Here is a 25,968-nt window from a genome sequence, read left to right as displayed (position 1 = left end):
GCCGGCCTGCGCATTTGCGTTTCCGCAACGTCGACTCAGGCTCAGGCTGCTGAAAATCGCCAAATAATTAGGGACATATAATAAGAAAAACCGCGTTTTATCGGGCGCGCACGCACCCTGCTGGTGCATACCCCCCTGGGGAGGCCCATTTCGTGCGGCTCTTGATGCGTCACCGAATTAAAGACCGATGACGGGTAACATCAAAAATAAGGGACACACCCTATTTATTCCTATTGCACCCTACTCATGTCGGGGGTATTGTCCGTCTCCTGCACTGCAACATTACGACGCAGGCCCACTGCGGAGCGCGCCATGCCCCAAATTACCCCGATCGACTCCTGTCCCCCGCCCAAGGCGACCCCCATCGATGCCAGCCGCATCGGACTGCCGTCTGCCCAGGGCCTGTACAACCCGAAGAACGAGCATGACGCCTGCGGCGTCGGTTTCGTCGCCCATATCAAGGGCAAGAAAAGCCACGCCATCATCCAGCAGGGTCTGAAGATCCTGGAAAACCTGGACCACCGCGGCGCGGTCGGCGCGGACAAGCTGATGGGCGACGGCGCCGGCATCCTGATCCAGATTCCCGACACGCTCTACCGCGACGAGCTCGGCCATCAAGGCATCACGCTGCCGCCTCCCGGCGAGTACGGCGTGGCCATGGTGTTCCTGCCGAAGGAAACGGCCTCGCGTCTGGCCTGCGAACAGGAACTGGAACGCTCCGTGCGCGCCGAAGGCCAGGTGGTCCTGGGCTGGCGCGACGTGCCGGTGGACGTCGACATGCCCATGTCGCCTGCCGTGCGCGCCTGCGAACCCGTGATCCGCCAGCTGTTCATCGGCCGCGGCGCCGACGTGATGGTGCCGGACGCGCTGGAGCGCAAGCTGTACGTGATCCGCAAGACCGCCAGCCACGCCATCCAGAACATGCATCTGGCGCACGGCAAGGAATACTTCGTGCCCTCGGCCTCCGTGCGCACCGTGGTCTACAAGGGCCTGCTGCTGGCCGACCAGGTCGGCCGCTACTACCGCGACCTGGCCGATCCGCGCACGGTGTCGGCCCTGGCGCTGGTGCACCAACGCTTCTCGACCAACACGTTCCCCGCCTGGCCGCTGGCCCACCCGTACCGCATGATTGCCCACAACGGCGAAATCAACACGGTCAAGGGCAACTTCAACTGGCTGCGCGCCCGCGAAGGCATGATGCAGTCGGCCGTGCTGGGCGAGGACCTGAAGAAGCTGTACCCCATCGTCTACGAAGGCCAGTCGGACACCGCCACGTTCGACAACTGCCTGGAACTGCTGGTGAATTCGGGCTACTCGCTGGCCCACGCCATGATGATGATGATCCCGGAGGCCTGGGAACAGCACACGCAAATGGACGAAAGCCGCCGCGCTTTCTACGAGTACCACGCGGCCATGATGGAACCGTGGGACGGCCCCGCCGCGGTCGCGTTCACCGATGGCCGCCAGATCGGCGCCACGCTGGACCGCAACGGCCTGCGCCCGGCCCGCTACCTGGTCACCGATGACGATATGGTCATCCTGGCTTCGGAGGCCGGCACGCTGTCCATCCCCGAAAACCGCATCGTCAAGAAGTGGCGCCTGCAACCGGGCAAGATGTTCCTGATCGACCTGGAACAGGGCCGCATCATCGACGACGCCGAGATCAAGCTGCAGCTCGCCAACAGCCGGCCGTACCGCCAGTGGATCGAACGCCTGCAGATCAAGCTGGAATCGCTGCCGGCGCCGCGCCAGGCTGCCGTCGCCACGCAGTCGTCCGTGTCGCTGCTGGATCGCCAGCAGGCTTTCGGCTGGACCCAGGAAGACTACAAGTTCATCCTGGAACCCATGGCCACGACCGGCGAAGAAGTCATCGGCTCGATGGGCAACGACGCCCCGCTGGCCGTGCTGTCCGACCGCGCCAAGCCGTTCTACAACTACTTCCGCCAATTGTTCGCGCAGGTCACGAACCCGCCGATCGACCCCATCCGCGAACAGCTGGTGATGTCGCTGGTGTCCTTCATCGGCCCCAAGCCGAACCTGCTGGACATCAACAACGTCAACCCGCCGCTGCGCCTGGAAGTGTCGCAGCCGGTGCTGGATTTCGCCGCCATGGCGCAGATCCGCGACATCGAGCAGGTCACGGGCAAGAAGTTCCGCAGCTTTGAGCTGGACATCACCTATCCCGCCGCCTGGGGTCCCGAAGGCATCGAAGCCCGCGTGGCCGCGCTGTGCGCGCGCGCCGTGGACGCGGTGCGCAGCGGCTACAACATCCTGATCGTGTCCGACCGCCTGGTCGACAGCGAGCGCGTGGCCATCCCCGCGCTGCTGGCGACCTCCGCGGTCCACCAGCACCTGATCCGCGCCGGCCTGCGCACCAACACCGGTCTGGTCGTGGAAACCGGCTCGGCGCGCGAGGTGCACCACTTCGCGCTGCTGGGCGGCTACGGCGCCGAAGCCATCCACCCCTACCTGGCGCTGGAATCGCTGGGCAAGATGAACGACCCCGAAAAGGCGGTCAAGAACTTCATCAAGGCGATCGGCAAGGGCCTGAACAAGGTCATGTCCAAGATGGGCATTTCCACGTACATGTCCTACACCGGCGCGCAGATCTTCGAAGCCGTGGGCCTGCAGACCGCGCTGGTGAACAAGTACTTCACCGGCACCGCCTCCAACATCGAAGGCATCGGCATCTTCCAGGTGGCCGAGGAAGCGCTGCGCCAGCACCGCGCCGCCTTCAGCACCGATCCGGTGCTGGCCAACGACCTGGACGCGGGCGGTGAATACGCCTATCGCGTGCGCGGCGAAGAGCACATGTGGACGCCGGATTCCATTGCTAAGCTGCAGCACGCTTCGCGCGCCAACAACTACCGCACGTACAAGGAGTACGCGCAGATCATCAACGACCAGAGCCGCCGCCACATGACGCTGCGCGGGCTGTTCGAGTTCCGTTTCGATCCGTCGCGCGCGATTCCGCTGGATGACGTCGAATCCGCCAAGGAAATCGTCAAGCGCTTCGCCACCGGCGCCATGTCGCTGGGCTCGATCTCCACCGAGGCGCACTCGGTGCTGGCCGTGGCCATGAACCGCATCGGCGGCAAGTCCAACACCGGCGAAGGCGGCGAGGACGAACTGCGCTACCGCGCCGAAATGCGCGAAGGCAAGAGCACCATCAAGGACGGCGACACGCTGGCCTCGGTGCTGGGCTCGGACCGCATCGAAGCGGACGTCGAACTGAAGAAGGGCGACTCGCTGCGCTCCAAGATCAAGCAGGTGGCCTCGGGCCGTTTCGGCGTGACCGCCGAATACCTGTCGTCGGCCGACCAGATCCAGATCAAGATGGCGCAAGGCGCCAAGCCCGGCGAAGGCGGCCAGCTGCCCGGCCACAAGGTGTCGGAATACATCGCCAAGCTGCGCTACTCGGTACCGGGCGTGGGCCTGATCTCGCCCCCGCCGCACCACGACATCTACTCGATCGAAGACCTGGCCCAGCTGATCCACGACCTGAAGAACGTGAATTCCAAGGCTTCGGTGTCGGTCAAGCTGGTGTCCGAAGTGGGCGTGGGCACGGTGGCCGCGGGCGTCGCCAAGGCCAAGGCCGATCACGTCGTGATCGCCGGCCATGACGGCGGCACGGGCGCATCCCCGGTGTCGTCCATCAAGCACGTGGGCACGCCCTGGGAACTGGGCCTGGCCGAAACGCAGCAGACGCTGGTGCTCAACCGCCTGCGCAGCCGCATCCGCGTGCAGGCCGACGGCCAGATGAAGACCGGCCGCGACGTCGTCATCGGCGCGCTGCTGGGCGCCGACGAATTCGGCTTCGCGACCGCGCCGCTGGTCGTGGAAGGCTGCATCATGATGCGCAAGTGCCACCTGAACACCTGCCCGGTGGGCGTAGCCACGCAAGACCCGGTCCTGCGCAAGAAATTCCAGGGCAAGCCCGAACACGTCGTGAACTTCTTCTTCTTCATCGCCGAGGAAGTCCGCGAAATCATGGCCCAGCTGGGCATCCGCAAGTTCGACGACCTGATCGGCCGCGCCGACCTGCTGGACATGCGTTCGGGCGTGGAGCACTGGAAGGCCCAGGGCCTGGACTTCGCCCGCGTGTTCCATCAAACGCAATCCGACGCCGACGTGCGCCAGACCGAAGAGCAGGACCACGGCCTGGCCGGCGCGCTGGACCACCAGCTGATCGAGCGTAGCAAGCCCGCGCTGGAACGCGGCGAGAAGGTGTCCTTCATCGTCCCCGTGCGCAACCGCAACCGCACCATCGGCGCCATGCTGTCGGGCGCGGTGGCCGCGCGCTACGGCCATGAGGGCCTGCCGGACGACACCATCCACATCCAGTGCAACGGCACGGCCGGCCAAAGCTTCGGCGCGTTCCTGGCCCACGGCATCACGATGGACCTGGTGGGCGAAGGCAACGACTATGTCGGCAAGGGCCTGTCGGGCGGCCGCATCATCGTGCGCTCGCCCAACGACTTCCGCGGCTTCGGCCCGGACCACATCATCGCCGGCAACACCGTGCTGTACGGCGCGCTGGCGGGCGAGGCGTTCTTCAACGGCGTGGCCGGCGAACGCTTCGCGGTGCGCAACTCGGGCGCGGCCACCGTCGTGGAAGGCACCGGCGACCACGGCTGCGAATACATGACCGGCGGCACCGTCGTGGTGCTGGGCACGACCGGCCGCAACTTCGCGGCAGGCATGTCGGGCGGCGTGGCCTACGTGTGGGATCCGGAACGCACGCTCAAGCAGCGCGCCAACCTGTCCATGGTCGAACTGGAAAGCATCGTGCCGCACGCGGAACAGCTCGCCCAGAACAACATCGACGTCTGGCACAGCGCGCAGCGCGGCGGTGAACGCGAAACGGACGAAACCATCCTGCGCCGCCTGGTGGAAGATCACTTCCGCTACACCGGCAGCTTCCGCGCCCGCGAGATCCTGGGCGACTGGGAAGCCTCGCGCGGCAAATTCGTGAAAATCATGCCGACGGACTACCGCCGCGCATTGGGTGAAATGTGGCGTGCAGCCAACCCGCAACAACTGGCTGCGTGAGGGATACCATGGGAAAGATTACCGGCTTTATGGAATTTCAGCGTCTGCAGGAGGCCTCCGAGGCCCCGCAGAAGCGGCTGAAGAACTGGCGCGAATTCGTGCTGCACCTGAGCGACGATCAGGCCAAGCAGCAGGCGGCACGCTGCATGGACTGCGGCATCCCGTTCTGCAACAACGGCTGCCCGGTCAACAACATCATCCCGGACTGGAATGACCTGGTGTACCGGCAGGACTGGAAGCGCGCGCTGGACGTCCTGCACTCCACCAACAACTTCCCCGAGTTCACCGGCCGCATCTGCCCGGCGCCGTGCGAAGCTGCCTGTACCTTGAACATCAACAGCGACGCTGTCGGCATCAAGTCCATCGAACACGCCATCATCGACAAGGGCTGGGCCGAAGGCTGGGTGTCGCCGCAGGTGCCGGCGCGCAAGACCGGCAAGAAGGTTGCCGTGGTGGGCTCCGGCCCCGCGGGCATGGCATGCGCGCAGCAGCTGGCCCGCGCCGGCCACTCGGTGACGCTGTTCGAAAAGAGCGACCGCATCGGCGGCCTGCTGCGCTACGGCATCCCCGACTTCAAGCTGGAAAAGCACCAGATCGACCGCCGCATCTCGCAGATGGAAGCCGAGGGCGTGGAATTCGCGCCGTCGACCTACATCGGCAATCCCAGCGACCCCGTGGCCGACGGCCTGACGGTGCGCACGCCGGAATCGCTGCTGGCCGAGTTCGACGCGGTGGTGATGAGCGGCGGTTCGGAAACCCCGCGCGACCTGCCGGTGCCTGGCCGCGAGCTGTCGGGCGTGTACTTCGCCATGGACTTCCTGCGCCAGCAGAACAAGGCGGTGGCGGGCGACCGGCTCACCAACCAGACGCTGGCCAAGGGCAAGCACGTGGTGGTGATCGGCGGCGGCGACACGGGTTCCGACTGCGTCGGCACCAGCAACCGCCATGGCGCGGCCTCGGTCACGCAGTTCGAGCTGATGCCCCAGCCGCCGGAAAGCGAGAACAAGACCATGACGTGGCCGTACTGGCCGCTGAAGATGCGCACCTCGTCCTCGCACGAAGAAGGCTGCGAGCGCGACTGGTCCGTGACCACCAAGCTGCTCCAGGGCAGCAATGGCAAGGTCGAAAAGCTGATCGGCGCACGCGTCGAATGGTTCAAGGACGAAGCCACCGGCCAGATGAAGATGCGCGAAGTCGAAGGCTCTGAATTCGAGATCAAGGCCGACCTGGTGCTGCTGGCCATGGGCTTCGTGTCGCCCGTGCAGACGGTGCTGGACGCCTTCGGCGTGGACCGCGATGCCCGCGGCAACGTACGCGCCAATACCGACGACTACCGCACCAACGTCGAGAAAGTCTTCACGGCCGGCGACATGCGCCGCGGCCAGTCCCTGGTGGTCTGGGCCATCCGCGAAGGCCGCCAGTGCGCGCGCTCTGTGGACGCCTACCTCATGGGCAGCAGCGAACTGCCGCGCTGATCGCCACGATCAGGCCGGCCCGGATCGCCGCCGAGCGCATTGCGCCGGCGGCGATTTTTTTTTCCCGCGCCCCCGCCTGTTGCAACATAACCACTTTTCGATTGCGGTCTTTTCACGATTTGACACACATCAAGCGGGCCGGACGCCAGGTTTGAGAACCTGTCGTCTCACCCAATGGAAAGATCGGAGAAGAGAATGTTTTCGCTGAACGGCCGTATCCGCGCCACCGCCATCGCCGGCCTGATCGCCGCTGGCACGCTCGCCGCCCCCGCGCACGCCCACGAAGCGGGCGACGTGCTGTTCAAGGTCGGCGTGACGCAGGTCCGCCCCTCGTCCAACAATGGCACCGTGCTCAACGGCAGCGTCGGACTCGACGTCAACAACAACGTACGCCCGAGCTTCACGCTGACCTACATGGCCACGCGCAACATCGGTATCGAACTGCTGGGCGCCTGGCCCTTCCAGCATGACGTCAGCGGTAGCGGCCTGGGCAAGATCGGCTCGACCAAGCAATTGCCGCCGACGCTCAGCCTGCAATGGCACATCCTGCCTGACAGCATGATCCAGCCGTACATCGGCGTGGGCATCAACTACACCCACTTCTTCGACACCAAGGCGGAAGGCGCGCTGAAGGGTTCGGACCTGAAGCTGGGCGATTCCTGGGGCGTGGCCGCTCAACTGGGCGCGGACTTCAAGATCAACGAGCGCTGGTTCATGAACGCAGACATCCGCTACATCGACATCCGTTCCAAGGTGAAGCTGGACGGCCAGCACATCGGCACCGCGCGCATCGATCCGTGGGTCGCGACGATCGGCGTCGGCTACCGCTTCTAAAGGCAAAAGGGCCGCGCGCCAGGCGCGGCCTTCCTCAGCCTTGCGGCGCCTCCAGCTTGTGCCGCAGGGCCTGCAACGCCGGCGTGTCGTCGTCGGCGCGCCAGACCAGCTGGGTCAGGGCCCGGCCATGCGAGCCGGACAGGGCGCCGATGCGCACCGTGTGCTCCGCCCCCAGCACCGCCAGCACCGAACGCGGCACAATCGCCACGCCCGAGCCCGCCGCCACGCAGGCGACGATGGCGTGGTACGAGGCGAACTCCATCACCTTGCCGGGCGCGATACCTTCCTGGTTGAGCCAGGATTCCAGGATGCGCCGGTATGAGCATCCCGACGCGAAGGCAATCACACTGCGGTCGCCCAGGTCCTTGGGACTGTCGATCGGATCCCAGGCCAGCGGCGAGATCAGCGCCAGTTCTTCCTTGAAGGCATCCATGGCCGCCAGCCCTTCGGCCGGAAACGGCTGCGCCACGAACGCGGCCTCGATTTCGTAGTTGCGCACCTTGGCCGCCAGCGCGGCCGACGTGCCGGTCACCAGTTCGATCCGCACCTGCGGCCAGGCCGCGTGATAGGCCGCCAGGATCGGCGGCAGGCGCGCGGCCGCCGTGCTTTCCATGGTGCCGATGCGCAGCACGCCCTGCGGCGAGCCGTCGCGTACCGCGGCCTGGGCTTCGTCCGCCAGGCGCAGCAGCCGGTCGGCGTAGGACAGCAGCACCCGCCCCTGGTCAGACAGCACCAGCCGGCGATTCTGGCGGCGGAACAGCGGCGCCTCCAGCGAGGCCTCCAGCTGCTTCAGGCGCGTCGACACGTTGGACTGCACGCGGTTCAGATGGGCAGCGGCGCGCGCCACGCCGCCCTGGTCGGCAACCGCCTTGAAGATCTGCAGCGCATCCAGGTCCAAGTTTCTCATTTTGAGAACTCACTATCTTAATAATTCACTATTAATGATATTAGTACAGCCGTAGAGTAAGGGCCATGTCAACGCCCAATTACCCTTCCTCGTCACGCAGCGCTGCCGCCCTGGCATGGCCGGCGGCGCTGGCCCTGGCCGCCGCCATGGGGATAGGCCGGTTCGCCTTCACGCCGGTCTGGCCCCTGATGGCCCAGGAAGCCGGCCTGTCGCTATCCCAGGGCAGCTGGCTGGCTTCGGCCAACTACGCGGGGTATCTGCTGGGCGCGCTGGCTGCGGTCGCCTGGCCCATCCGCCGGCTGCGGGGCACGCTGGCGGCCAGCCTGCTGGCAGTGGCCCTGCTGACGCTGGCCATGCCTGTCTGGCATGGCATGGCGGTCTGGTGCGCGCTGCGACTGGCCGCCGGCTACGCCAGCGCCAGCGCCTTCATCTGCGTGGCGGCGTGGCGGGCGGTACCCGCGGGCGATCCGCGCGAGGCGGGCGCGTCCGCAGTGACCTACGCCGGCGTGGGCGCGGGCATTGCGCTGACGGGGCTGGCCTGCCTGGCGCTGGCAGCCTGGGACGCGCGCGCCGACACGGTCTGGTTCGCGCTGGGGGGGCTGGCGCTGGCCCTGTCCGCGATCGCCTGGCCGGGGTTGCGCCGCCAGGCGGCGCCAATGCCAGCGCAATCGGCCAGCGCCGCCGCACCCGCCGCCCGGCTGCCACGCGACATCCCCGCGCTGGCGCTGCACTATGGCGCGTTCGGCGTGGGCTACATCATTCCGGCCACTTTCCTGCCAGCGATGGCGAAGGAAATCATTCCCGACCCGGCCATCTTCGGCTGGGCCTGGCCCCTGTTCGGCATGGCCGCAGCGGTGTCCTGCCTGCTGGTGCCCCGCCTGGCACGGGGCCGCGACAGCGTGCAAGTCTGGCGCGCCGCCCAGGCGCTCATGGCGCTGGGCATGCTGGCCGTGGCGCTATGGCACCACATCGCCGCCGTGATCGTGGCCGCGGTGCTGGTGGGCGGCACCTTCATGGTGATTACGCAGGCGGGAATGCTGGCCGCCAGGCGTTCGGCCGGCGCCGCCGCGCCGCGCGCGGCGGCCCTCATGACCGCGGCTTTCGCCGCCGGCCAGATCCTGGGACCGCTATTGGCGTCCTGGGCGGCGCATTGGGGCGCCGGGCTGCCGCAAGTGCTGGCGGCCAGCGCGGCACTGTTGGCGTTGTCCGCATGGCGTTTGGGAAAGATCACGACAGATGACGTGGCCGCTGGGCATAATGCGATCGGCCCGCGGGCCCGTTCACATTAAAAAAACAAAACCAGGAGTCATCTGTATGAAAGCATTGCGTCCCCTTATTGCCGCCCTGGCAGCCACCGCCGCCTTCGGCGGCGCCGCCCAGGCCCAGACCGCCGACTGGCCGGCCAAGCCCATCACCATGATCGTGCCCTACGCGCCGGGCGGCTTCGCCGACACCCGCGTACGCCTTTTGGCGCGCAAGCTGGGCGACACGCTGGGCCAGCCCATCGTGGTCGAGAACAAGGCAGGCGCCGGCGGCGTGGTCGGCACCAACCTGATCGCGCGCGCGGCGCCGGACGGCTACACCATCGGCACCGGCAATCTGGCGCCCATGGCGGTCAACCCGACGCTGATGAAGGACATGCCCTACGATCCGCAAAAGGATCTGGCCCCGATCATCCTGATCGAAAACAGCCCGCTGGTGCTGAGCGTGAACAACGAACTGCCGGTGAAGACGCTGGCGGACCTGATCGCGCTGGCCAAGAAGCAGCCCGGCAAGCTGTCCTTCGGCTCGTCCGGCGTAGGCGGCGCACACCACCTGTCCGGCGAAATGTTCCGCGAACAGGCCAAGATCGACATCGTCCACGTCCCGTACAAGGGCGGCAGCCTGGCCGCGACGGACCTCATGGGCGGCCATATCTCGATGATGTTCGAAATGGGCTATTCCGCGTTGCCCGCGATCCAGGGCGCCAAGATCCACCCCATCGCGGTCACGTCCGCCAAACGCCTGGCCGTGCTGCCCGACGTGCCCACCATGGCCGAATCCGGCCTGCCGGGCTTCGAGTCCTACAACTGGCAGGGCATCGTCGCCCCCGCCGGCACGCCCGCGCCCATCATCGCCAAGCTCAACGCCGAGTTCAACCGCATCCTGAAGGAACCGGACGTGCAGAAGGCCATCGCCGACACCGGCAGCCAGGCGGGCGGCGGCACGCCCGAGGAATTCGGCGCCTTCATCAAGAGCGAAACCGAGAAGTGGGCCCACGTCATCAAGGCTGGGAACATCCAGCTTCAGTAACCTTCCAGGAGTAATTCCATGGCTACCCGTCTGATTGATCTGCTCAAGCTGCACCATCCCATCGTCCAGGCCCCCATGGCCGGCGGCGCCACGACGGTGGAACTGGTTTCCGAAGCATCGAAGGCGGGAGTCCTGGGTTCGCTCGGGGCGGCCTATATGAGTCCCGAGCAGATCGAGGCGGCGGCGCGCGACATCCGTGCGCGCACGCCGCTGCCGTTCGCCATCAATCTGTTCGCATCGGTGCCGGAAGAACCCATGCGCGGCGACGCCAGTCGCATGCTGGCGCTGATGGCGCGCTACCACCAGCAGTTGGGCCTGCCGGCGCCCGCCGCGCCCGGCCCGCAAGCCGATCCGCTGCCGCAGCAGATCGAAGCCATCCTGCGGGTGCGTCCGGCCGTCTTCAGCTTCACGTTCGGCCGCATGCCGGCCGCGGCCATCGCGCGCTGCCGCGAACTGGGCATTCTGACCGTGGGCACCGCGACCACCGTGCGCGAAGCGGTGACCCTTGAAGCGGACGGCGTGGACGCCATCGTGGCGCAAGGCGCCGAGGCCGGCGGCCACCGCGGCACCTTCCTGGACGGTTTCGAGGAATCGCTGATCGGCACCATGGCGCTGGTGCCCCAGGTGGTCGACGCAGTCTCTGTCCCTGTTATTGCATCTGGCGGCATCATGGACGGCCGCGGTATCGCCGCCGCCTTGGCCCTGGGCGCCGATCTGGCACAAATGGGGACGGCTTTCTTGACGACCGAGGAATCCGGCATCAATGAAGCCTACAAGGCGCTGCTGCCCGCCTCCCGGGCGGAACAGTCGCGGGTGACCCGTGCGTTTTCGGGCCGGCCTGCCCGCGGCATCGAAAACGCCTTCATGCGCGAGGCCGACGCGATTGCGGCCGACATCCTGCCTTACCCCCTGCAGAACGCGTTGACGCGCCCCATGCGCACGGCGGGCGGCAAGGCCGGCAACACCGACATGCTGTCCCTGTGGGCCGGCCAGGGCGCGCCGCTCGCGCGGCGCGAGACCACCGCCGACCTGGTCGCGCGGCTGGCCCGGGAGACCGCGGCGGCGCAGGCGCGCCGCTGAGCATATTGTTCCCTGAACCGAAAACACTGTTCCACGCGCGGGCTCTCGCGTTGTGATTACAAAGCGTCGGGCTACAATGGCGCCTCGCCGCCGGGAGCCCAGGCCCGACCTCGCCCCCGGCATATGAGTAACAGGGCGCTTCCCGACGCCGCCTGTCTTCGCCGCGCCGGCCATGAATTTTGCCGGTCGCATCGACCGGACAGCAGGGCAAGCTCCGCCGCCGAAACACCCTTTCGTTGCCCATGCCCGCTCAAACCAGCAAGACCCCGGAATTCGCCCTGCGCCTGGAAGGTGTGGCGCTAGGCTATGGTGATTTCACCGTCTTGCGCGACATTTCCATGGACGTGCGCGCCGGCCAGGTGGTCGCCATCATGGGCGGCTCGGGTTCGGGCAAGACCACGCTGTTGCGCGCGGCCACCGGCCAGCTCACCGCGCAGCGGGGCCGGGTGCTGGCCTTCGGCCAGGACATGGCCCACGTCAGCCGCACAGAACTGCAATCGCTGCGCACGCGCATGGGCGTCCTATTTCAGCAGGGCGCGCTTTTCACTGACCTGAACGTTTTCGAGAACGTGGCCTTCCCGCTGCGCGAACACACCAAGCTGGCGGAGCCCGAAGTCACCGAGCGCGTGCTGGACAAGCTCGACGCCGTCGGCCTGCGCGCAGCCGCGCACCTGAAAGTGGCGGAAATCTCCGGCGGCATGGCCCGGCGCGTGGCGCTGGCCCGCGCCGTCGTGCTGGAACCCGAACTCATTCTGTATGACGAGCCGTTTGCGGGGCTGGACCCGATCTCGCTGGGCATTACCGCGCGCCTGATCCGCAACCTGGCCGACCGCCTCGGCTGCGCCTCGGTGCTGATCACGCACGACGTGCATGAATCGTTTGCCATCGCGGACCAGGTGTACCTGGTCGGCCAGGGCAAGCTTGCCGCGGCCGGCACCCCCGAAATGCTGTCGGCCTCGCAAGACCCCTACGTGCAACAGTTCCTCAAAGGGGAGCCCGACGGCCCCGTCGCGTTCCAATATCCCGAGACGCCCGCTTTCAAGAAGTGGCTTTCGCAACAGGAGGGCCGCCGCGCATGAGCGGATCCAACAACGCCATCGGCGCGCTGGGCGGCTGGGTGCGCAACCGCGTTTCCGGCATCGGCTACTTCACCCGGTTCTTCGGCGCCATGCTCGCTCGCAGCGGCATTGCGCTGTCGCGTCCGCGGCTGGTGTCGCAGCAGGTCCATTTCATCGGCAACTACTCGCTGCTCATCATTGCCGTTTCCGGCATGTTCGTGGGCTTCGTGCTGGGGCTGCAAGGCTATTACACGCTGAACCGCTACGGCTCTGAAGAAGCGCTGGGCTTGCTGGTGGCCCTGTCGCTGGTGCGGGAACTCGGGCCCGTGGTCACGGCGCTGCTGTTCGCGGGCCGTGCGGGCACCTCTCTCACGGCCGAAATCGGCCTGATGAAGGCCGGCGAGCAACTCGCAGCCATGGAAGTCATGGCCGTCGACCCCATCCGCCGCGTGCTGGTGCCGCGTCTGTGGGGCGGCATCATCGCCATGCCCATCCTGGCGGCGGTGTTCTCCATGGTGGGCATCCTGGGCGGCTGGGTCGTGGGCGTGCTGCTGATCGGCGTGGACGCCGGCGCGTTCTGGTCGCAGATGCAAAACGGCGTCGACGTCTGGAAAGACGTGGCCAATGGCGTCATCAAGAGCCTGGTCTTCGGCGTCACCGTGACGCTGGTCGCGCTCTATGAGGGCTGGCAAGCCAAGCCCACCCCCGAAGGCGTTGCCCGCGCGACCACGCGCACCGTGGTGGTGGGCTCCCTGGCGGTACTTGGGCTGGACTTCCTGCTCACCGCCTTGATGTTTGGAAATTGATACGGATCGATCATGTCTCGCGAAAAAACCGACTTCTGGGTAGGCCTGTTTGTATTGCTGGGCGCGGTCGCGCTGGCGTTCCTGGCGTTGCGCGCCGGCAACTTGAGCACCTTTTCTTTCGCCCCGACCTATACGCTGACGGCCAACTTCGATAACGTAGGCGGCCTCAAGGTGCGCGCGCCCGTCAAGAGCGCGGGGGTCGTCGTGGGCCGGGTCGCCGGCATCTCGTTCGATGACAAGACCTTCCAGGCGATCGTCTCGGTCAACCTGGAAACGGCCTATCAGTTCCCCAAGGACACTTCGGCGTCCATCCTGACGTCGGGCCTGCTGGGTGAACAATACCTGGGCCTGACCGCGGGCAGCGAAGAGGAAAACTTTGTCGACGGCGGCAAGATCCGCTACACGCAAAGCGCCGTGGTGCTTGAACAACTGATCAGCCAGTTCCTGTACGGGTCGGCCGAGAAGCAAGGCTCGAGCGCGCCGGAACCCGCCGCGAAAACGCCAAATTAAAGACAATGCGACAGACGCGGTAACAGCAGCGCGTCCAAGGTACGCAATATCATAAGAATCGTTGATAGGGATGCCCTGATCATGAATAAGAAAACCATTTGCAGGATTGCCACCGTTGCCGCCGCGGGCGCGCTGATGGCAGGCTGCGCCGCGCCGCAGAACCCGGATCCCCGCGATCCCTGGGAAGGCTTCAACCGGGGCGTCTACAAATTCAACGACACCGTCGACCGTGCCGTCTTCAAGCCGGTGGCGCAGGCCTACACCTTCGTCACGCCGCAGCCGGTGCGCAGCTGCGTGCACAACATCTTCAGCAACGTCGGTGACCTCTGGTCCGGCGCCAACAGCTTCCTGCAGGGCCGCGGCCACGACTTCGTCAACACGCTGGGCCGCTTCCTGTTCAACACCACCATGGGCGTGGGCGGCTGCTTCGACGTCGCCTCGGCCAACGGCGCGCGCCGCATCCCGAACGACTTCGGCACCACGCTGGGCGTGTGGGGCTTCAGCCAGGGTCCGTACCTGGTGCTGCCGTTCTTCGGCTCGTCGTCGGTACGCGACGGCGCTGGCCTGATCGGCGACTACGCGGGCACCACCTACGGCTACATGGGCGTCGATTCCATCGACAACGTGCGCCTGCGCAACTCGCTGTGGGGCCTGCGCGTGGTGGACACGCGCGCCAGCCTGCTGAGCGCCACCGACACCATCGACCGCGTCGCGCTCGATCCCTACAGCTTCGTGCGCGACGCCTATCTGCAGCGCCGCGCCGCCATGGTGCTGGGCCAGAAGGTGGACGACGAGTCCTCGCTGCCCAACTACGAAGACGACGAGGACGACGCCGCCCCCGCCGCGCAGCCGGCGGCTCAACCCGCGGCGCAACCTGCGGCCAAGTAAGCCGCGGGGTGCGCCCCAGTACAAGTAAGGAGTTTTGATGCGAGTTTCCTTTGTTTCCCTGCTGCAGCGTCTGGTTTTCACGGGCCTCGTGGCCCTGGGCCTGAGCGCCGGCGCGCAGGCCAAACCCGACCCCAACGGTTCTCCCGACCAGTTCGTGCTCGCCGCGGCCAACGAGGCCCTGGACGTGCTGAAGGCCGATGGCGCCGTCAAGGCGGGCAACACCGCCCGCATCAACCAGGTCGTCAACGAGCACATCCTGCCCTACGTCAACTTCCAGAAGACCACGCGCCTGGCCGCCGGCCGCTACTGGCGCCAGGCCAACGATGTGCAGAAAAAGGAACTGGCCGAGGCCTTCCGCGGCACGCTGGTGCGCACCTACAGCGGCGCGCTGACCCGCGTCACGTCCAGCACCACGGTGCGCGCACTGCCGTTCCGCGGCGACCCCAAAGCCGACGACGTGGTCGTGCGCACCCTGATCTCCCAGGGCAACGACCAGCCGGTGGGCGTCGACTACCGCCTGGAAAAGACGGCCCAAGGCTGGAAGATCTATGACATGAACGTCGAAGGCATCTGGCTCATCGAGAACTACCGCAACCAGTTCGCGCAGCAGATCAACCGCGACGGCATCGACGGCCTGATCAAGGCGTTGAACCAACGCAACCAATGATCGGCCTTGCGGCTGTCGCGGCCCGGCGCGCCCCAGTGGCCCGCCGGGCCGATTCTTTTAGGGACAGACCAGTCGGATACCCGGGGGAATGCCAGGGCTACCGGCCGGAACGGCAGCGACGCGCTTATATAATGATCAATTCGCTCTTTTCGGGCCATCTCCCGCCGTCATGTCCGCCGTCAGTCTAGAAAACGTCTCCAAGGTCTACTCCCCGCGCCAGCGCGGCTGGCAGAAGCTGCTCGGGCGCGCGCCCGCCGCCGGCTTCCAGGCGCTGGACAATGTCAGCCTGAATATCGAGCACGGCGAGTTCTTCGGCCTGCTCGGCCCCAATGGCGCCGGCAAGACCACGCTGATCTCGATCCTGGCCGGCTTGGCGCACGCCAGTTCGGGCCGCGCCACGGTCTGTGGATACGACGTCGTGGCCGACTACAAGTCGGCGCGGCGGGCTTTGGGCGTGGTGCCGCAAGAGCTGGTCTACGACCCGTTCTTCACGGTGCGCGAGACCCTGCGCATCCAGTCCGGCTATTTCGGCCTGCGCAAGAACGACGACTGGATCGACGAAATCCTGTTCAACCTGGGGCTGGCCGACAAGGCCAACTCCAATATGCGGGCGCTGTCCGGCGGCATGAAGCGCCGCGTGCTGGTGGCCCAGGCGCTGGTGCACCGCCCGCCCGTGATCGTGCTGGACGAACCCACCGCCGGCGTCGACGTGGACCTCCGGCGCACGCTGTGGGAATTCATTTCGCGCCTGAACAAGGCCGGCCACACCATCATGCTGACCACCCACTACCTGGAAGAAGCGGAAGCCCTGTGCGGCCGCATCGCCATGCTCAAGCGCGGCCGCATCGTGGCGCTGGACACCACCCAGGCCTTGATGGCCCGCGTCGGCGGGGTCGACCTGGAAGACGCCTTCGTGCGCATCATGCACGAAGGCGACGAGCAACCCGCGCCCGCCCTGCAACCCGAAGAGATCTCGTCATGACCCAGCCCGCCGCGACCGCCAGCCAGCCGCTGGTGCAGCCCCGCCTGGATGCGGGCTCCGGCTTCCCGACCTTGCTGCGCAAGGAATTGCTGCGCTTCTGGAAAGTCAGCTTCCAGACCATCGCCGCGCCCGTCATCACCGCGCTGCTGTACCTGCTGGTCTTCGCCCACGTGCTGGAAGGGCGCGTCATGGTGTATGGCAGCGTGCCCTACACGGCGTTCCTGATTCCCGGGCTCATGATGATGAGCATGCTGCAGAACGCCTTCGCCAATCCCTCGTCGTCGCTGATCCAGAGCCGCATCACGGGCAACCTGGTCTTCATGCTGCTGCCGCCGCTGTCGCACCGCGACATCTTCGCCGCCTATGTGCTGGCGGCGATCGTGCGCGGCCTCGCGGTCGGGCTGTGCGTGTGGGTGGTGGCGCTGTTCTTCGTGTCGCTGATTCCCGCCCACCCGCTGTGGCTGGCCGTCTTCGCCGTGCTGGCCTGCGGCATCATGGGCGTGCTGGGCCTGATCGCGGGCCTCTGGTCCGAAAAATTCGACCAGCTCGCGGCCTTCCAGAACTTCCTCATCATGCCGGCCACCTTCCTGTCCGGCGTGTTCTATTCCATCCACACGCTCCCCGCCTTCTGGCAGGGCGTGTCCCATTGGAACCCCATCTTCTACACCATCGACGGCTTCCGCTACGGATTCTTCTCGGTGTCGGACGTCTCCCCCTGGCGCAGCCTGGCGGTGGTGACGGGGGTGTTCCTCGCGCTATCGCTCTATGCGCTGCGGCTACTGGCCAGCGGCTACAAACTCAGGAACTGACGTCCATGCTTCCCACTCCCGCGCAAGTCCGCCAATACATCGCGGACGGCCTGCCCTGTGAACATCTCGACGTGCAAGGCGACGGCTCGCATTTCGACGCGGTCATCGTCAGCACTGCCTTCGAAGGCAAGCGCCTGATCCAGCGCCACCAGCTGGTCTATGCCGCGCTCGGCGACCGCATGAAGGCCGAGATCCATGCGCTGTCCATGCGCACCCTGACTCCCGCCGAATACCAGCAAGCAGGCAAGTAATGGACAAGCTACGCATCACCGGAGGTTCGCGCCTGCAAGGCGAAATCTCCATCTCCGGCGCCAAGAACTCGGCCCTGCCCATCCTGTGCGCAGGCCTGCTGACCGCCGACGTGCTGACCCTCAGCAACGTGCCGCACCTGAACGACACGGCCACCATGCTGCGCCTGCTGGGCCGCATGGGCATGCGCGCCGAGCGTGACGCGGACGGCACGGTCACGCTGCAGGCCAACCAGGTCGACAAGCTGGAAGCTCCCTACGATCTGGTCAAGACCATGCGGGCCTCCATCCTGGTGCTGGGCCCTCTGCTGGCGCGCTTCGGCGAAGCCCGCGTCAGCCTGCCCGGCGGCTGCAGCATTGGCCAGCGCCCCGTGGACCAGCACATCAAGGGCCTGGCCGCGCTGGGCGCGGAAATCAGCATCGAACACGGCTTCGTGGTGGCGCGCGCCAAGCGCCTGAAGGGCGCCTCCGTGCGCACCGACATGGTCACCGTCACCGGCACCGAGAACCTGCTGATGGCCGCCGTACTGGCCGAAGGCCGGACCGTGCTGGAAAACGCCGCCTGCGAACCGGAAGTGGTGGACCTGGCCGAACTGCTCATCAAGATGGGCGCTCGCATCCAGGGCCACGGCACCAGCCGCATCGTGATCGACGGCGTCGAGCGCCTGCACGGCGCCGAACACCGCGTCATCTCCGACCGCATCGAAGCCGGCACCTTCCTGTGCGCCGTCGGCGCGGCGGGCGGCGACATCGTCCTGCGCAATACCGACGCGGACATCCTCGGCGCCACGCTGGGCAAGCTGACCGAGGCCGGCCTCACCATCGAGACCGGCCCCGACTGGATCCGCTGCGCCATGTCCTCGCGCCCTCGCGCCGTGGGCTTTCGCACGCTGGAGTACCCCGGCTTCGCCACCGACATGCAGGCCCAGGTCATGGCGCTGAACGCCGTGGCCGAAGGCACCTCGGTCGTCGTCGAGACCATCTTCGAAAACCGCTACATGCACGTGCAGGAACTGCGCCGCATGGGCGCGGACATCGACATCGACGGCCACACCGCCATCGTGCGCGGCGTGCCGAAGCTGTCGGGCGCCACCGTCATGGCCACCGACCTGCGCGCCTCGGCCAGCCTGGTCATCGCCGGCCTCGCGGCCGAAGGCGAAACCCTGGTCGACCGCATCTACCACCTGGATCGCGGCTACGACCAGATGGAAGTCAAACTGCGCGCCCTGGGCGCGAACATCCAACGCGTCACCAAGGAACAGGCATGAACGATGCCACCGTCATCCCCCCCTTGACCCTGGCCCTGTCCAAAGGGCGCATCTTCGAAGAAACCATGCCGCTCTTGGCCGAGGCCGGCATCGAAGTCCCCGAGAATCCCGAAAGCTCGCGCAAGCTGATCCTGCCCACCAGCGACCCCGGCCTGCGCCTGATCATCGTGCGCGCCTCGGACGTGCCCACCTATGTGCAGTACGGCGCGGCCGACCTCGGCATCGCGGGCAAGGACGTGCTCATCGAGCACGCCAAGGAGCAGCCCGGCGGCCTGTATCAGCCGATCGACCTGAACATCGCCAAGTGCCGCCTGGCCGTGGCCGTGCGCAAGGGCTTCGACTACGAAGGCGCCGTCCACCAGGGCGCGCGTTTGCGCGTGGCCACCAAATACGTGCAGTCAGCCCGTGAACACTTCGCGGCCAAGGGTGTGTACGTGGACATCATCAAGCTGTATGGTTCGATGGAACTGGCGCCGCTGGTGGGACTGGCCGACTGCATCGTGGACCTGGTGTCCACCGGCGGCACCCTGCGCGCCAACGACCTGGTCGCGGTGGAAGACATCATGCCGATCTCCTCGCGCCTGATCGTCAACCAGGCCGCGCTGAAGACCCGCGGCGCCCGCCTGCAACCGCTGCTGGACGCCTTCGAAAGAGCCGCTGCCCGCAACGCCTGACCCTCGCCCGCCGCGACGCCGCGGCGGCCGTTACCTGCTTGCTCCATGACGCCATGGCCCTGATCAATCGTCTCGACTCCCGCGATCCCGGATTCAAATCCGCCCTGTCCACGCTGCTGGCCTTCGAAGCCACCGAGGACGAATCCATCGACCGCGCCGCGGCCGGCATCCTGGCCGACGTGCGCGCCCGCGGCGACGCCGCGCTGGTGGAATACACGCAGCGCTTTGACCGCATGCCCGGCGCATCGGCCCAGACGCTGGAGATCCCCAAGGCGGACTGGCAGGCGGCCCTGGCCGCGCTGCCCGCCGCTCAGCGCAACGCGCTGGAAGCCGCCGCCGACCGCGTGCGCAGCTACCACGAACGCCAGCGCGCCGAGACCTGGACCTACACGGATGCCGACGGCACCATGCTGGGCCAGCAGGTGACTCCGCTGGACCGCGTGGGCCTGTATGTGCCCGGCGGCAAGGCCGCCTATCCGTCCTCGGTGCTGATGAACGCCATTCCGGCCAAGGTCGCGGGCGTGCAGGAACTGGTCATGGTCACGCCCACGCCGGACGGCGTGCGCAATCCCATCGTGCTGGCCGCCGCGGCCATCGCCGGCGTGGACCGCGTCTTCGCCATCGGCGGCGCGCAGGCCGTGGGCGCGCTGGCCTACGGCACCGCCACCGTGCCGGCCGTGGACAAGATCGTCGGCCCGGGCAACGCCTACGTCGCCGCCGCCAAGCGCCGCGTGTTCGGCGTCGTCGGCATCGACATGATCGCCGGCCCCAGCGAAATCCTGGTCATCTGCGACGGCAAGACGCCGGCCGACTGGATCGCCATGGACCTGTTCTCCCAGGCCGAGCACGATGAACTGGCGCAATCCATCCTGCTGTGCCCGGACGCCGCCTTCATCGAAGAAGTGCAGGCCTCGATCGAACGCCTGTTGCCCACCATGCCGCGCGCCGACATCCTGCGCGTCAGCCTGGCCAACCGCGGCGCGCTGATCCTGGTCCAGGATCTCGAAGAAGCCTGCCGGATCGCCAACGACATCGCGCCCGAGCACCTCGAGATCTCCACCGAGAACCCCGAAAAATGGACCGCGCAGATCCGCCACGCAGGCGCCATCTTCATGGGCCGCTTCAGCTCCGAATCGCTGGGCGACTACTGCGCCGGTCCCAACCACGTGCTGCCGACCTCGCGCACTGCGCGCTTTTCCTCGCCGCTGGGCGTCTATGACTTCCAGAAGCGCTCCAGCCTGATCCAGGTTTCGCACCAGGGCGCCCAGAAGCTGGGCCGCATCGCCGCCGAACTGGCGCTGGGCGAGGGCTTGCAGGCGCATGCCGCCAGCGCCCAATACCGGATCGACCAGCCATGACCGTGCCGGGCCGCATCGCCGGCACCGTCCGGGCGGACATCCGCGAGCTGGCCGCCTATCCCGTGGCCCATGCCGAGGGCTGCATCAAGCTCGACGCCATGGAATGCCCCTACGAACTGCCCGAGGCGGTTCGCGACGACATCGCCCGCGCCGTGCGCGACACGCCGCTGAACCGTTACCCCGCGGCTGACCTGTCGGCGCTGCAAGCGGCCGTGAAAACGGCCTTCGGCGTGCCGGATGGGGCAGACGTGCTGTTCGGCAACGGCTCGGACGAGCTCATCCACATCGTGGTGCAGGCCTGCTGCAATCCGGGTGACACGGTGCTGTCGCCCTGGCCGTCGTTCGTCTACTTCGACATGGCCGCGCGCTTCGACCACGCCCGCTTCGTCGGCGTGCCGCTGACGGCCGACCTGACCCTGGACTTGCCGGCCATGCTGGCCGCCATCCAGGAACACCAACCCAAGGTGGTGTTCCTGGCCGTGCCCAATAACCCCACCGGCGGCCTCTGGTCCGATGAGGATGTAGCGGCCATCATCGCCGCCGCCCCCGGCCTGGTGGTGCTGGACGAGGCCTACCAGCCCTTCGCCGACCACACCTGGATGCCGCAGGTGCTGGACGCGCCGAACGTGGTCGTCATGCGCACGGTGTCCAAGATCGGCCTGGCCGGCCTGCGCTTCGGCTACCTGGCCGGCCACCCAGCCTGGATCGCGGAACTGAACAAGGTCCGCCCGCCCTACAACCTGGACGTGCTGACCCAGGCCACGCTGTCGGCCGTGCTGCGCCACAAACCGGTGCTGGACGAACAGGCCGCCCGCCTGCGTGCAGACCGCGAACCGCTGGCCGCCGCCCTGGCCCAACTGCCCGGGGTGCGGGTATTCCCTTCCGCCGGCAACTTCGTTCTTGCCCGCTTTTCCGGCAAGCTGGACGGCAACGCCGTGCATCTTGCCCTGAAAACGCGCAAAATATTGATTCGCAACTTCTCCAACGCCCATCCGCTGCTGGCCGACTGCCTGCGCATCTCGGTGGGCGCCCCGGCCGAAAACGCCGCCTTGCTATCCGCCCTGCAAGAGATTTTGAGTGCTTAACATGCGTACCGCTGAGATCACCCGCAACACCAACGAAACCCGCATCCGCGTGGCCGTCAATATCGACGGCACCGGCAAGCAGACGATCGACACCGGCGTGCCGTTCCTGGACCACATGCTGGACCAGATCGCCCGCCACGGCCTGATCGACCTCGACATCAAGGCGGAAGGCGATCTGCACATCGACGCGCACCATACGGTGGAAGACGTGGGCATCACGCTGGGCATGGCCATCGCCAAGGCGGTCGGCACCAAGGCCGGCCTGCGCCGCTACGGTCACGCCTACGTGCCGCTGGACGAAGCGCTGTCGCGCGTGGTCGTGGACTTCTCCGGCCGCCCGGGCCTGGAATACCACATCCCCTTCACCCGCGCCCGCATCGGCGACTTCGACGTGGACCTGACGCGCGAATTCTTCCAGGGCCTGGTCAACCACGCCCTGATCACGCTGCACATCGACAACCTGCGCGGCGTCAACGCCCACCACCAGGCGGAAACGGTCTTCAAGGCCTGTGGCCGCGCCCTGCGCATGGCCATGGAAGCCGATCCCCGCATGGGCGACGTCGTGCCCTCCACCAAGGGCGTGCTGTAACACCTCCGCCATCCACCCGCAGCAGGCAGAAAGAAGTGACCACTATCGCCATCGTCGACTACGGAATGGGCAATTTCCATTCCGTCGCCCGCGCCCTGAAATACGCCGCCCCCGATGCCGACATCCGCATCTGCAGCCAGCCCCAGGAAATCGCCGCGGCCGACCGCGTCGTATTTCCCGGCCAGGGCGCCATGGCGGACTGCATGCGCACCCTGAACGAATCCGGCCTGCGCGAGGCCGTGGTGCGCGCCGCGCGCGAGAAGCCTCTGCTGGGCGTCTGCGTGGGCGAACAGATGCTGTTCGATTCCAGCGAGGAAGGAGGCACCTCCTGCCTGGGGCTGTTCCCCGGCGTGGTGCGCCGCTTCTCGGGCCCCGGCTTTGCCGATCCCGTCAGCGATGACGCGGCCTGCCTGACCGACGCCGGCGGCGCCGGACTGGCCGACACCCGCCCCGAGCGCCTCAAGGTCCCGCACATGGGATGGAACAAAGTGCGCCAGACGCGCTCTCATCCTATCTGGGCCGGCATTCCGGACGAAACGCACTTCTATTTCGTCCATAGCTACTACGCCGACCCGGAAGATCCGGACCTGACTGTTGGTGAAACCGAGTATGGCCTTGCCTTTACCTGCGCGGTGGCGGCAGCTAACATTTTCGCGGTGCAGTTTCATCCCGAAAAGAGCGCCGAGCACGGTTTGCGCCTGTATCGCAATTTTGTAGACTGGCAGCCGTAGGCTCCGAGCCCACGCCCGCCAGCCCTTTCAACCCATATATTTTTTCGCTGCCCACCATGCTGCTGATCCCCGCCATCGATCTCAAAGACGGGCGCTGCGTGCGCCTGCGCCAGGGTGACCTGGACGATGCAACGGTGTTCTCTGAAGACCCCGCCGCCATGGCCACACGCTGGCTCGACCAAGGCGCTCGCCGCCTGCATCTGGTCGACCTGAACGGCGCCGTCGCCGGCAAACCCAAGAACGAAGCCCCCATCAAGGCGATCCTGGACGCTGTCGGCGACGACATCCCCGTGCAGATCGGCGGCGGCATCCGCGACCTCGACACCATCGAACGCTACCTCGACGCCGGCATCTCCTACGTGATCATCGGCACGGCCGCGGTCAAGAATCCCGGCTTCCTGCAGGACGCCTGCGGCGCCTTCCCGGGCCAGATCATCGTCGGCCTGGACGCCCGCGACGGCAAGATCGCCACCGACGGCTGGAGCAAGCTGACCCGCCACGACGTGCTCGACCTGGCCAAGAAGTTCGAGGACTACGGCTGCGAAGCCATCATCTACACGGACATCGGCCGCGACGGCATGCTGTCCGGCGTCAACGTCGAAGCCACGGTCCGCCTGGCCCAGCACGTGCGCATCCCGGTCTACGCATCGGGCGGCATCGCCGGCATCCAGGACATCGAAGCTCTCTGCGCCGTCGAGGAAGACGGCGTCGAAGGCGCCATCCTGGGCCGCAGCATCTACGAAGGCACGCTCGACTTCCAAGCGGCGCAGGCACGCGCCGACGAACTGGCAAAATGACCACCTCCAGCAGCACCCCCGCGGCCGGCGCGCCCGTGCAAAGCGCGCTGACCCGCCGCATCATTCCCTGCCTTGACGTCACCGCGGGCCGCGTCGTCAAGGGCGTGAACTTCGTCAACCTGCTCGACGCGGGCGACCCCGTCGAGATCGCCCGCCGCTACAACGAACAGGGCGCCGACGAACTCACCTTCCTCGACATCACCGCCACCAGCGACGGCCGCGACCTGATCCTGCCCATCATCGAGCAGGTGGCCTCGCAGGTCTTCATTCCGCTGACGGTGGGCGGCGGCGTGCGCCAGGTGTCCGACATCCAGCGCCTGCTGAATGCCGGCGCCGACAAGATCAGCATCAACAGCGCCGCCGTGGCCAATCCGGAACTGGTCCGGGCCGCCTCGGACTACCACGGCTCGCAATGCGTGGTGGTGGCGATCGACGCGCGCCGCGTCTCGGCCGCGGGCGAACCCGCCCGCTGGGAAGTCTTCACCCACGGCGGCCGCAAGGCCACCGGGCTGGACGCCGTGGCCTGGGCGCGCCGCATGGCCGCCTACGGCGCCGGCGAAATCCTGCTGACCAGCATGGACCGTGACGGCACCAAGTCCGGTTTCGACCTGGAACTCACCCGCGCCGTCTCGGACGCCGTGCCCGTGCCCGTCATCGCCTCCGGCGGCGTGGGCAACCTGCAGCATCTGGCCGACGGCGTCACCACCGGCCGCGCCAGCGCGGTGCTGGCCGCCAGCATCTTCCACTTCGGCCAGCACACTGTGGGCGAGTGCAAGCGCTTCATGGCTGAGCAGGGCATCCCGGTCCGGATGTAGCCCCCCCGAAGCGCCTGCGGCGCTTCCCCCCCAGGGGGGCGCCGCAGCGGACCGGCAGAGCCCGGCTCCGCGCGGCCCCGCTTGTGTGGCGCCTCGAATTGCATAGGCCGGATTGCTTGGCACGCATTGAAAAACCCAGCTCGGCTGGCCTGGATTGGGGATAGTCTGGATCAGTTTGGGAAGCCCCTCTCAGGCGTGCAACAAGGTATTGCCGTAAGATTATGAGTCCCCACGCGCCAGTGGCGGCCTGCAAGGCGCAGCGCGAGGACAACGGATGAATGAGATGAGCAACGAACCCGCCTGGATGGCCGATGTCGTCTTCGACGAAAACGGCCTGATACCCGCCATCGCGCAGGACGCCGAAAACGGCCAGATCCTGATGGTGGCCTGGATGAACCGCGAATCGCTCGCCGAAACGGCCGCCACCGGGCGCGCCGTTTACTGGTCGCGTTCCCGCCAGCGCCTCTGGCGCAAGGGCGAAGAGTCCGGCCATGCCCAGGAAGTCCATGAACTGCGCCTGGACTGCGACGGCGACGTAATCCTGCTCAAGATCCACCAGCAAGGCGGCATCGCCTGCCATACCGGGCGCGCCAGCTGCTTCTACCGCCGCCTGGAAGGCCAGACCGACCAGGCATCCTGGATCACGGTGGACCCCGTGCTGAAAGACCCCGAACTGATCTACAAATGACCGCTCAAGCCGCAAGCGCCGCCGAAATCCTCGCGCGCATCGCCGATACCCTGGAAACCCGCCGTCCCGAAAACGGCGGCGATCCCCAAGCCTCCTATTCCGCCAAGCTGCTGGCCAAAGGCCCGGACGCCTTCCTCAAGAAGATCGGCGAAGAAGCCACCGAACTGGTCATGGCCGCCAAGGACGGCGTGCCCGACCGCATCGTCAGCGAAACCGCCGACCTGTGGTTCCATTGCCTGGTGGCCTTGACCCATTTCAAGCTTCGGCCCGAAGACGTACTGGCCGAACTGGCTCGCCGCGAGGGCCTGTCCGGCCTGGTGGAAAAGGCAAGCCGCCCGCAAGATTGAACACGGAA

At 66.8% G+C, this 25,968-nt stretch carries 25 protein-coding genes; 24 read left to right on the top strand and 1 reads right to left on the bottom strand.

All coding sequences use genetic code 11. The features are described from left to right. Positions 1-312 precede the first annotated feature (312 nt). From AC1RHV_RS13850 to AC1RHV_RS13840, 3 genes are all read left to right on the top strand, one after another. Positions 313-5,052 (top strand): glutamate synthase-related protein, encoded by a 4,740-nt coding sequence (locus AC1RHV_RS13850; protein WP_054455466.1) that lies wholly within the window; start codon positions 313-315, stop codon positions 5,050-5,052. Between the two features lie 8 nt (positions 5,053-5,060). Next, positions 5,061-6,527, top strand: coding sequence for a glutamate synthase subunit beta (locus tag AC1RHV_RS13845; RefSeq protein ID WP_054455468.1), 1,467 nt, complete (start codon positions 5,061-5,063; stop codon positions 6,525-6,527). Between the two features lie 195 nt (positions 6,528-6,722). After that, positions 6,723-7,361 (top strand): OmpW/AlkL family protein, encoded by a 639-nt coding sequence (locus AC1RHV_RS13840; RefSeq protein WP_054455471.1) that lies wholly within the window; start codon positions 6,723-6,725, stop codon positions 7,359-7,361. A gap of 34 nt (positions 7,362-7,395) precedes the next feature. On the opposite strand, the gene AC1RHV_RS13835 is transcribed toward AC1RHV_RS13840, so the two are convergent. Then, positions 7,396-8,268 (bottom strand): LysR family transcriptional regulator, encoded by an 873-nt coding sequence (locus AC1RHV_RS13835; RefSeq protein ID WP_192330600.1) that lies wholly within the window; start codon positions 8,266-8,268, stop codon positions 7,396-7,398. A 65-nt stretch (positions 8,269-8,333) separates the two neighbouring features. Here AC1RHV_RS13835 and AC1RHV_RS13830 point away from each other — a divergent pair, with 65 nt between their 5' ends. From AC1RHV_RS13830 to AC1RHV_RS13730, 21 genes are all read left to right on the top strand, one after another. After that, positions 8,334-9,557, top strand: a complete 1,224-nt coding sequence (locus AC1RHV_RS13830) for a YbfB/YjiJ family MFS transporter (RefSeq protein ID WP_192353711.1) — start codon at positions 8,334-8,336, stop codon at positions 9,555-9,557. A 25-nt stretch (positions 9,558-9,582) separates the two neighbouring features. Next, positions 9,583-10,560: a Bug family tripartite tricarboxylate transporter substrate binding protein gene (locus AC1RHV_RS13825; RefSeq protein WP_175212848.1), complete on the top strand. Its 978-nt coding sequence runs from the start codon at positions 9,583-9,585 to the stop codon at positions 10,558-10,560. Between the two features lie 18 nt (positions 10,561-10,578). Continuing rightward, entirely contained in the window at positions 10,579-11,640 is a 1,062-nt protein-coding gene (locus AC1RHV_RS13820; RefSeq protein WP_192353710.1) for an NAD(P)H-dependent flavin oxidoreductase, read from the top strand. Between the two features lie 242 nt (positions 11,641-11,882). Then, positions 11,883-12,719, top strand: coding sequence for an ABC transporter ATP-binding protein (locus AC1RHV_RS13815; protein WP_054455481.1), 837 nt, complete (start codon positions 11,883-11,885; stop codon positions 12,717-12,719). Beyond that, on the top strand, positions 12,716-13,504 hold the full coding sequence (gene mlaE, locus AC1RHV_RS13810; RefSeq protein ID WP_054455483.1) for a lipid asymmetry maintenance ABC transporter permease subunit MlaE: 789 nt from the start codon (positions 12,716-12,718) through the stop codon (positions 13,502-13,504). Before AC1RHV_RS13815 ends, mlaE begins: the two co-directional genes overlap by 4 nt. A 12-nt stretch (positions 13,505-13,516) precedes the next feature. Further along, complete coding sequence (gene mlaD / locus AC1RHV_RS13805) at positions 13,517-14,014, top strand: outer membrane lipid asymmetry maintenance protein MlaD (protein ID WP_054455485.1); 498 nt, start codon at positions 13,517-13,519, stop codon at positions 14,012-14,014. Between the two features lie 81 nt (positions 14,015-14,095). Further along, on the top strand, positions 14,096-14,902 hold the full coding sequence (locus tag AC1RHV_RS13800; protein WP_054455487.1) for an MlaA family lipoprotein: 807 nt from the start codon (positions 14,096-14,098) through the stop codon (positions 14,900-14,902). Between the two features lie 37 nt (positions 14,903-14,939). Beyond that, complete coding sequence (locus AC1RHV_RS13795) at positions 14,940-15,569, top strand: MlaC/ttg2D family ABC transporter substrate-binding protein (protein ID WP_054455489.1); 630 nt, start codon at positions 14,940-14,942, stop codon at positions 15,567-15,569. A gap of 169 nt (positions 15,570-15,738) precedes the next feature. Further along, a complete protein-coding gene (locus tag AC1RHV_RS13790) occupies positions 15,739-16,551 on the top strand; it encodes an ABC transporter ATP-binding protein (RefSeq protein ID WP_054455490.1) in 813 nt (270 codons plus the stop codon). After that, a complete protein-coding gene (locus AC1RHV_RS13785) occupies positions 16,548-17,360 on the top strand; it encodes an ABC transporter permease (RefSeq protein ID WP_042795704.1) in 813 nt (270 codons plus the stop codon). The genes AC1RHV_RS13790 and AC1RHV_RS13785 overlap by 4 nt, the downstream gene beginning before the upstream one ends. Positions 17,361-17,365: 5 nt before the next feature. Beyond that, on the top strand, positions 17,366-17,611 hold the full coding sequence (locus tag AC1RHV_RS13780) for a BolA family protein (RefSeq protein ID WP_013390953.1): 246 nt from the start codon (positions 17,366-17,368) through the stop codon (positions 17,609-17,611). Continuing rightward, positions 17,611-18,876 carry a UDP-N-acetylglucosamine 1-carboxyvinyltransferase gene (gene murA / locus AC1RHV_RS13775; RefSeq protein WP_192352929.1) on the top strand — a complete coding sequence of 422 codons (1,266 nt, stop codon included), beginning with the start codon at positions 17,611-17,613 and terminating at the stop codon, positions 18,874-18,876. Before AC1RHV_RS13780 ends, murA begins: the two co-directional genes overlap by 1 nt. Next, complete coding sequence (gene hisG / locus AC1RHV_RS13770) at positions 18,873-19,550, top strand: ATP phosphoribosyltransferase (protein WP_054455497.1); 678 nt, start codon at positions 18,873-18,875, stop codon at positions 19,548-19,550. The genes murA and hisG overlap by 4 nt, the downstream gene beginning before the upstream one ends. Positions 19,551-19,603: 53 nt before the next feature. After that, positions 19,604-20,908, top strand: a complete 1,305-nt coding sequence (gene hisD / locus AC1RHV_RS13765) for a histidinol dehydrogenase (protein WP_054455499.1) — start codon at positions 19,604-19,606, stop codon at positions 20,906-20,908. Beyond that, positions 20,905-21,993 (top strand): histidinol-phosphate transaminase, encoded by a 1,089-nt coding sequence (hisC, locus tag AC1RHV_RS13760; RefSeq protein ID WP_492301090.1) that lies wholly within the window; start codon positions 20,905-20,907, stop codon positions 21,991-21,993. The genes hisD and hisC overlap by 4 nt, the downstream gene beginning before the upstream one ends. A gap of 1 nt (position 21,994) precedes the next feature. Next, a complete protein-coding gene (gene hisB / locus AC1RHV_RS13755) occupies positions 21,995-22,582 on the top strand; it encodes an imidazoleglycerol-phosphate dehydratase HisB (RefSeq protein WP_492301089.1) in 588 nt (195 codons plus the stop codon). A gap of 35 nt (positions 22,583-22,617) precedes the next feature. Beyond that, the gene (gene hisH / locus AC1RHV_RS13750) at positions 22,618-23,313 is read left to right on the top strand and encodes an imidazole glycerol phosphate synthase subunit HisH (RefSeq protein WP_054455503.1); all 696 of its coding nucleotides are present in this window, start codon (positions 22,618-22,620) and stop codon (positions 23,311-23,313) included. Positions 23,314-23,369: 56 nt separating this feature from the next. Beyond that, positions 23,370-24,110 carry a 1-(5-phosphoribosyl)-5-[(5-phosphoribosylamino)methylideneamino]imidazole-4-carboxamide isomerase gene (gene hisA / locus AC1RHV_RS13745; protein WP_054455505.1) on the top strand — a complete coding sequence of 247 codons (741 nt, stop codon included), beginning with the start codon at positions 23,370-23,372 and terminating at the stop codon, positions 24,108-24,110. Further along, positions 24,107-24,925 carry an imidazole glycerol phosphate synthase subunit HisF gene (gene hisF / locus AC1RHV_RS13740; RefSeq protein ID WP_054455507.1) on the top strand — a complete coding sequence of 273 codons (819 nt, stop codon included), beginning with the start codon at positions 24,107-24,109 and terminating at the stop codon, positions 24,923-24,925. Before hisA ends, hisF begins: the two co-directional genes overlap by 4 nt. A 283-nt stretch (positions 24,926-25,208) precedes the next feature. After that, positions 25,209-25,613, top strand: coding sequence for a phosphoribosyl-AMP cyclohydrolase (gene hisI, locus AC1RHV_RS13735; protein ID WP_054455509.1), 405 nt, complete (start codon positions 25,209-25,211; stop codon positions 25,611-25,613). Next, on the top strand, positions 25,610-25,960 hold the full coding sequence (locus AC1RHV_RS13730; RefSeq protein ID WP_054455510.1) for a phosphoribosyl-ATP diphosphatase: 351 nt from the start codon (positions 25,610-25,612) through the stop codon (positions 25,958-25,960). Before hisI ends, AC1RHV_RS13730 begins: the two co-directional genes overlap by 4 nt. Positions 25,961-25,968: the final 8 nt, after the last annotated feature.

It is taken from the genome of Achromobacter sp. GW823-FHT04E03, from assembly GCF_058796095.1.
Note: the sequence above shows the minus strand (reverse complement) of the source record. Positions and strands in the feature narration are given on the sequence as shown.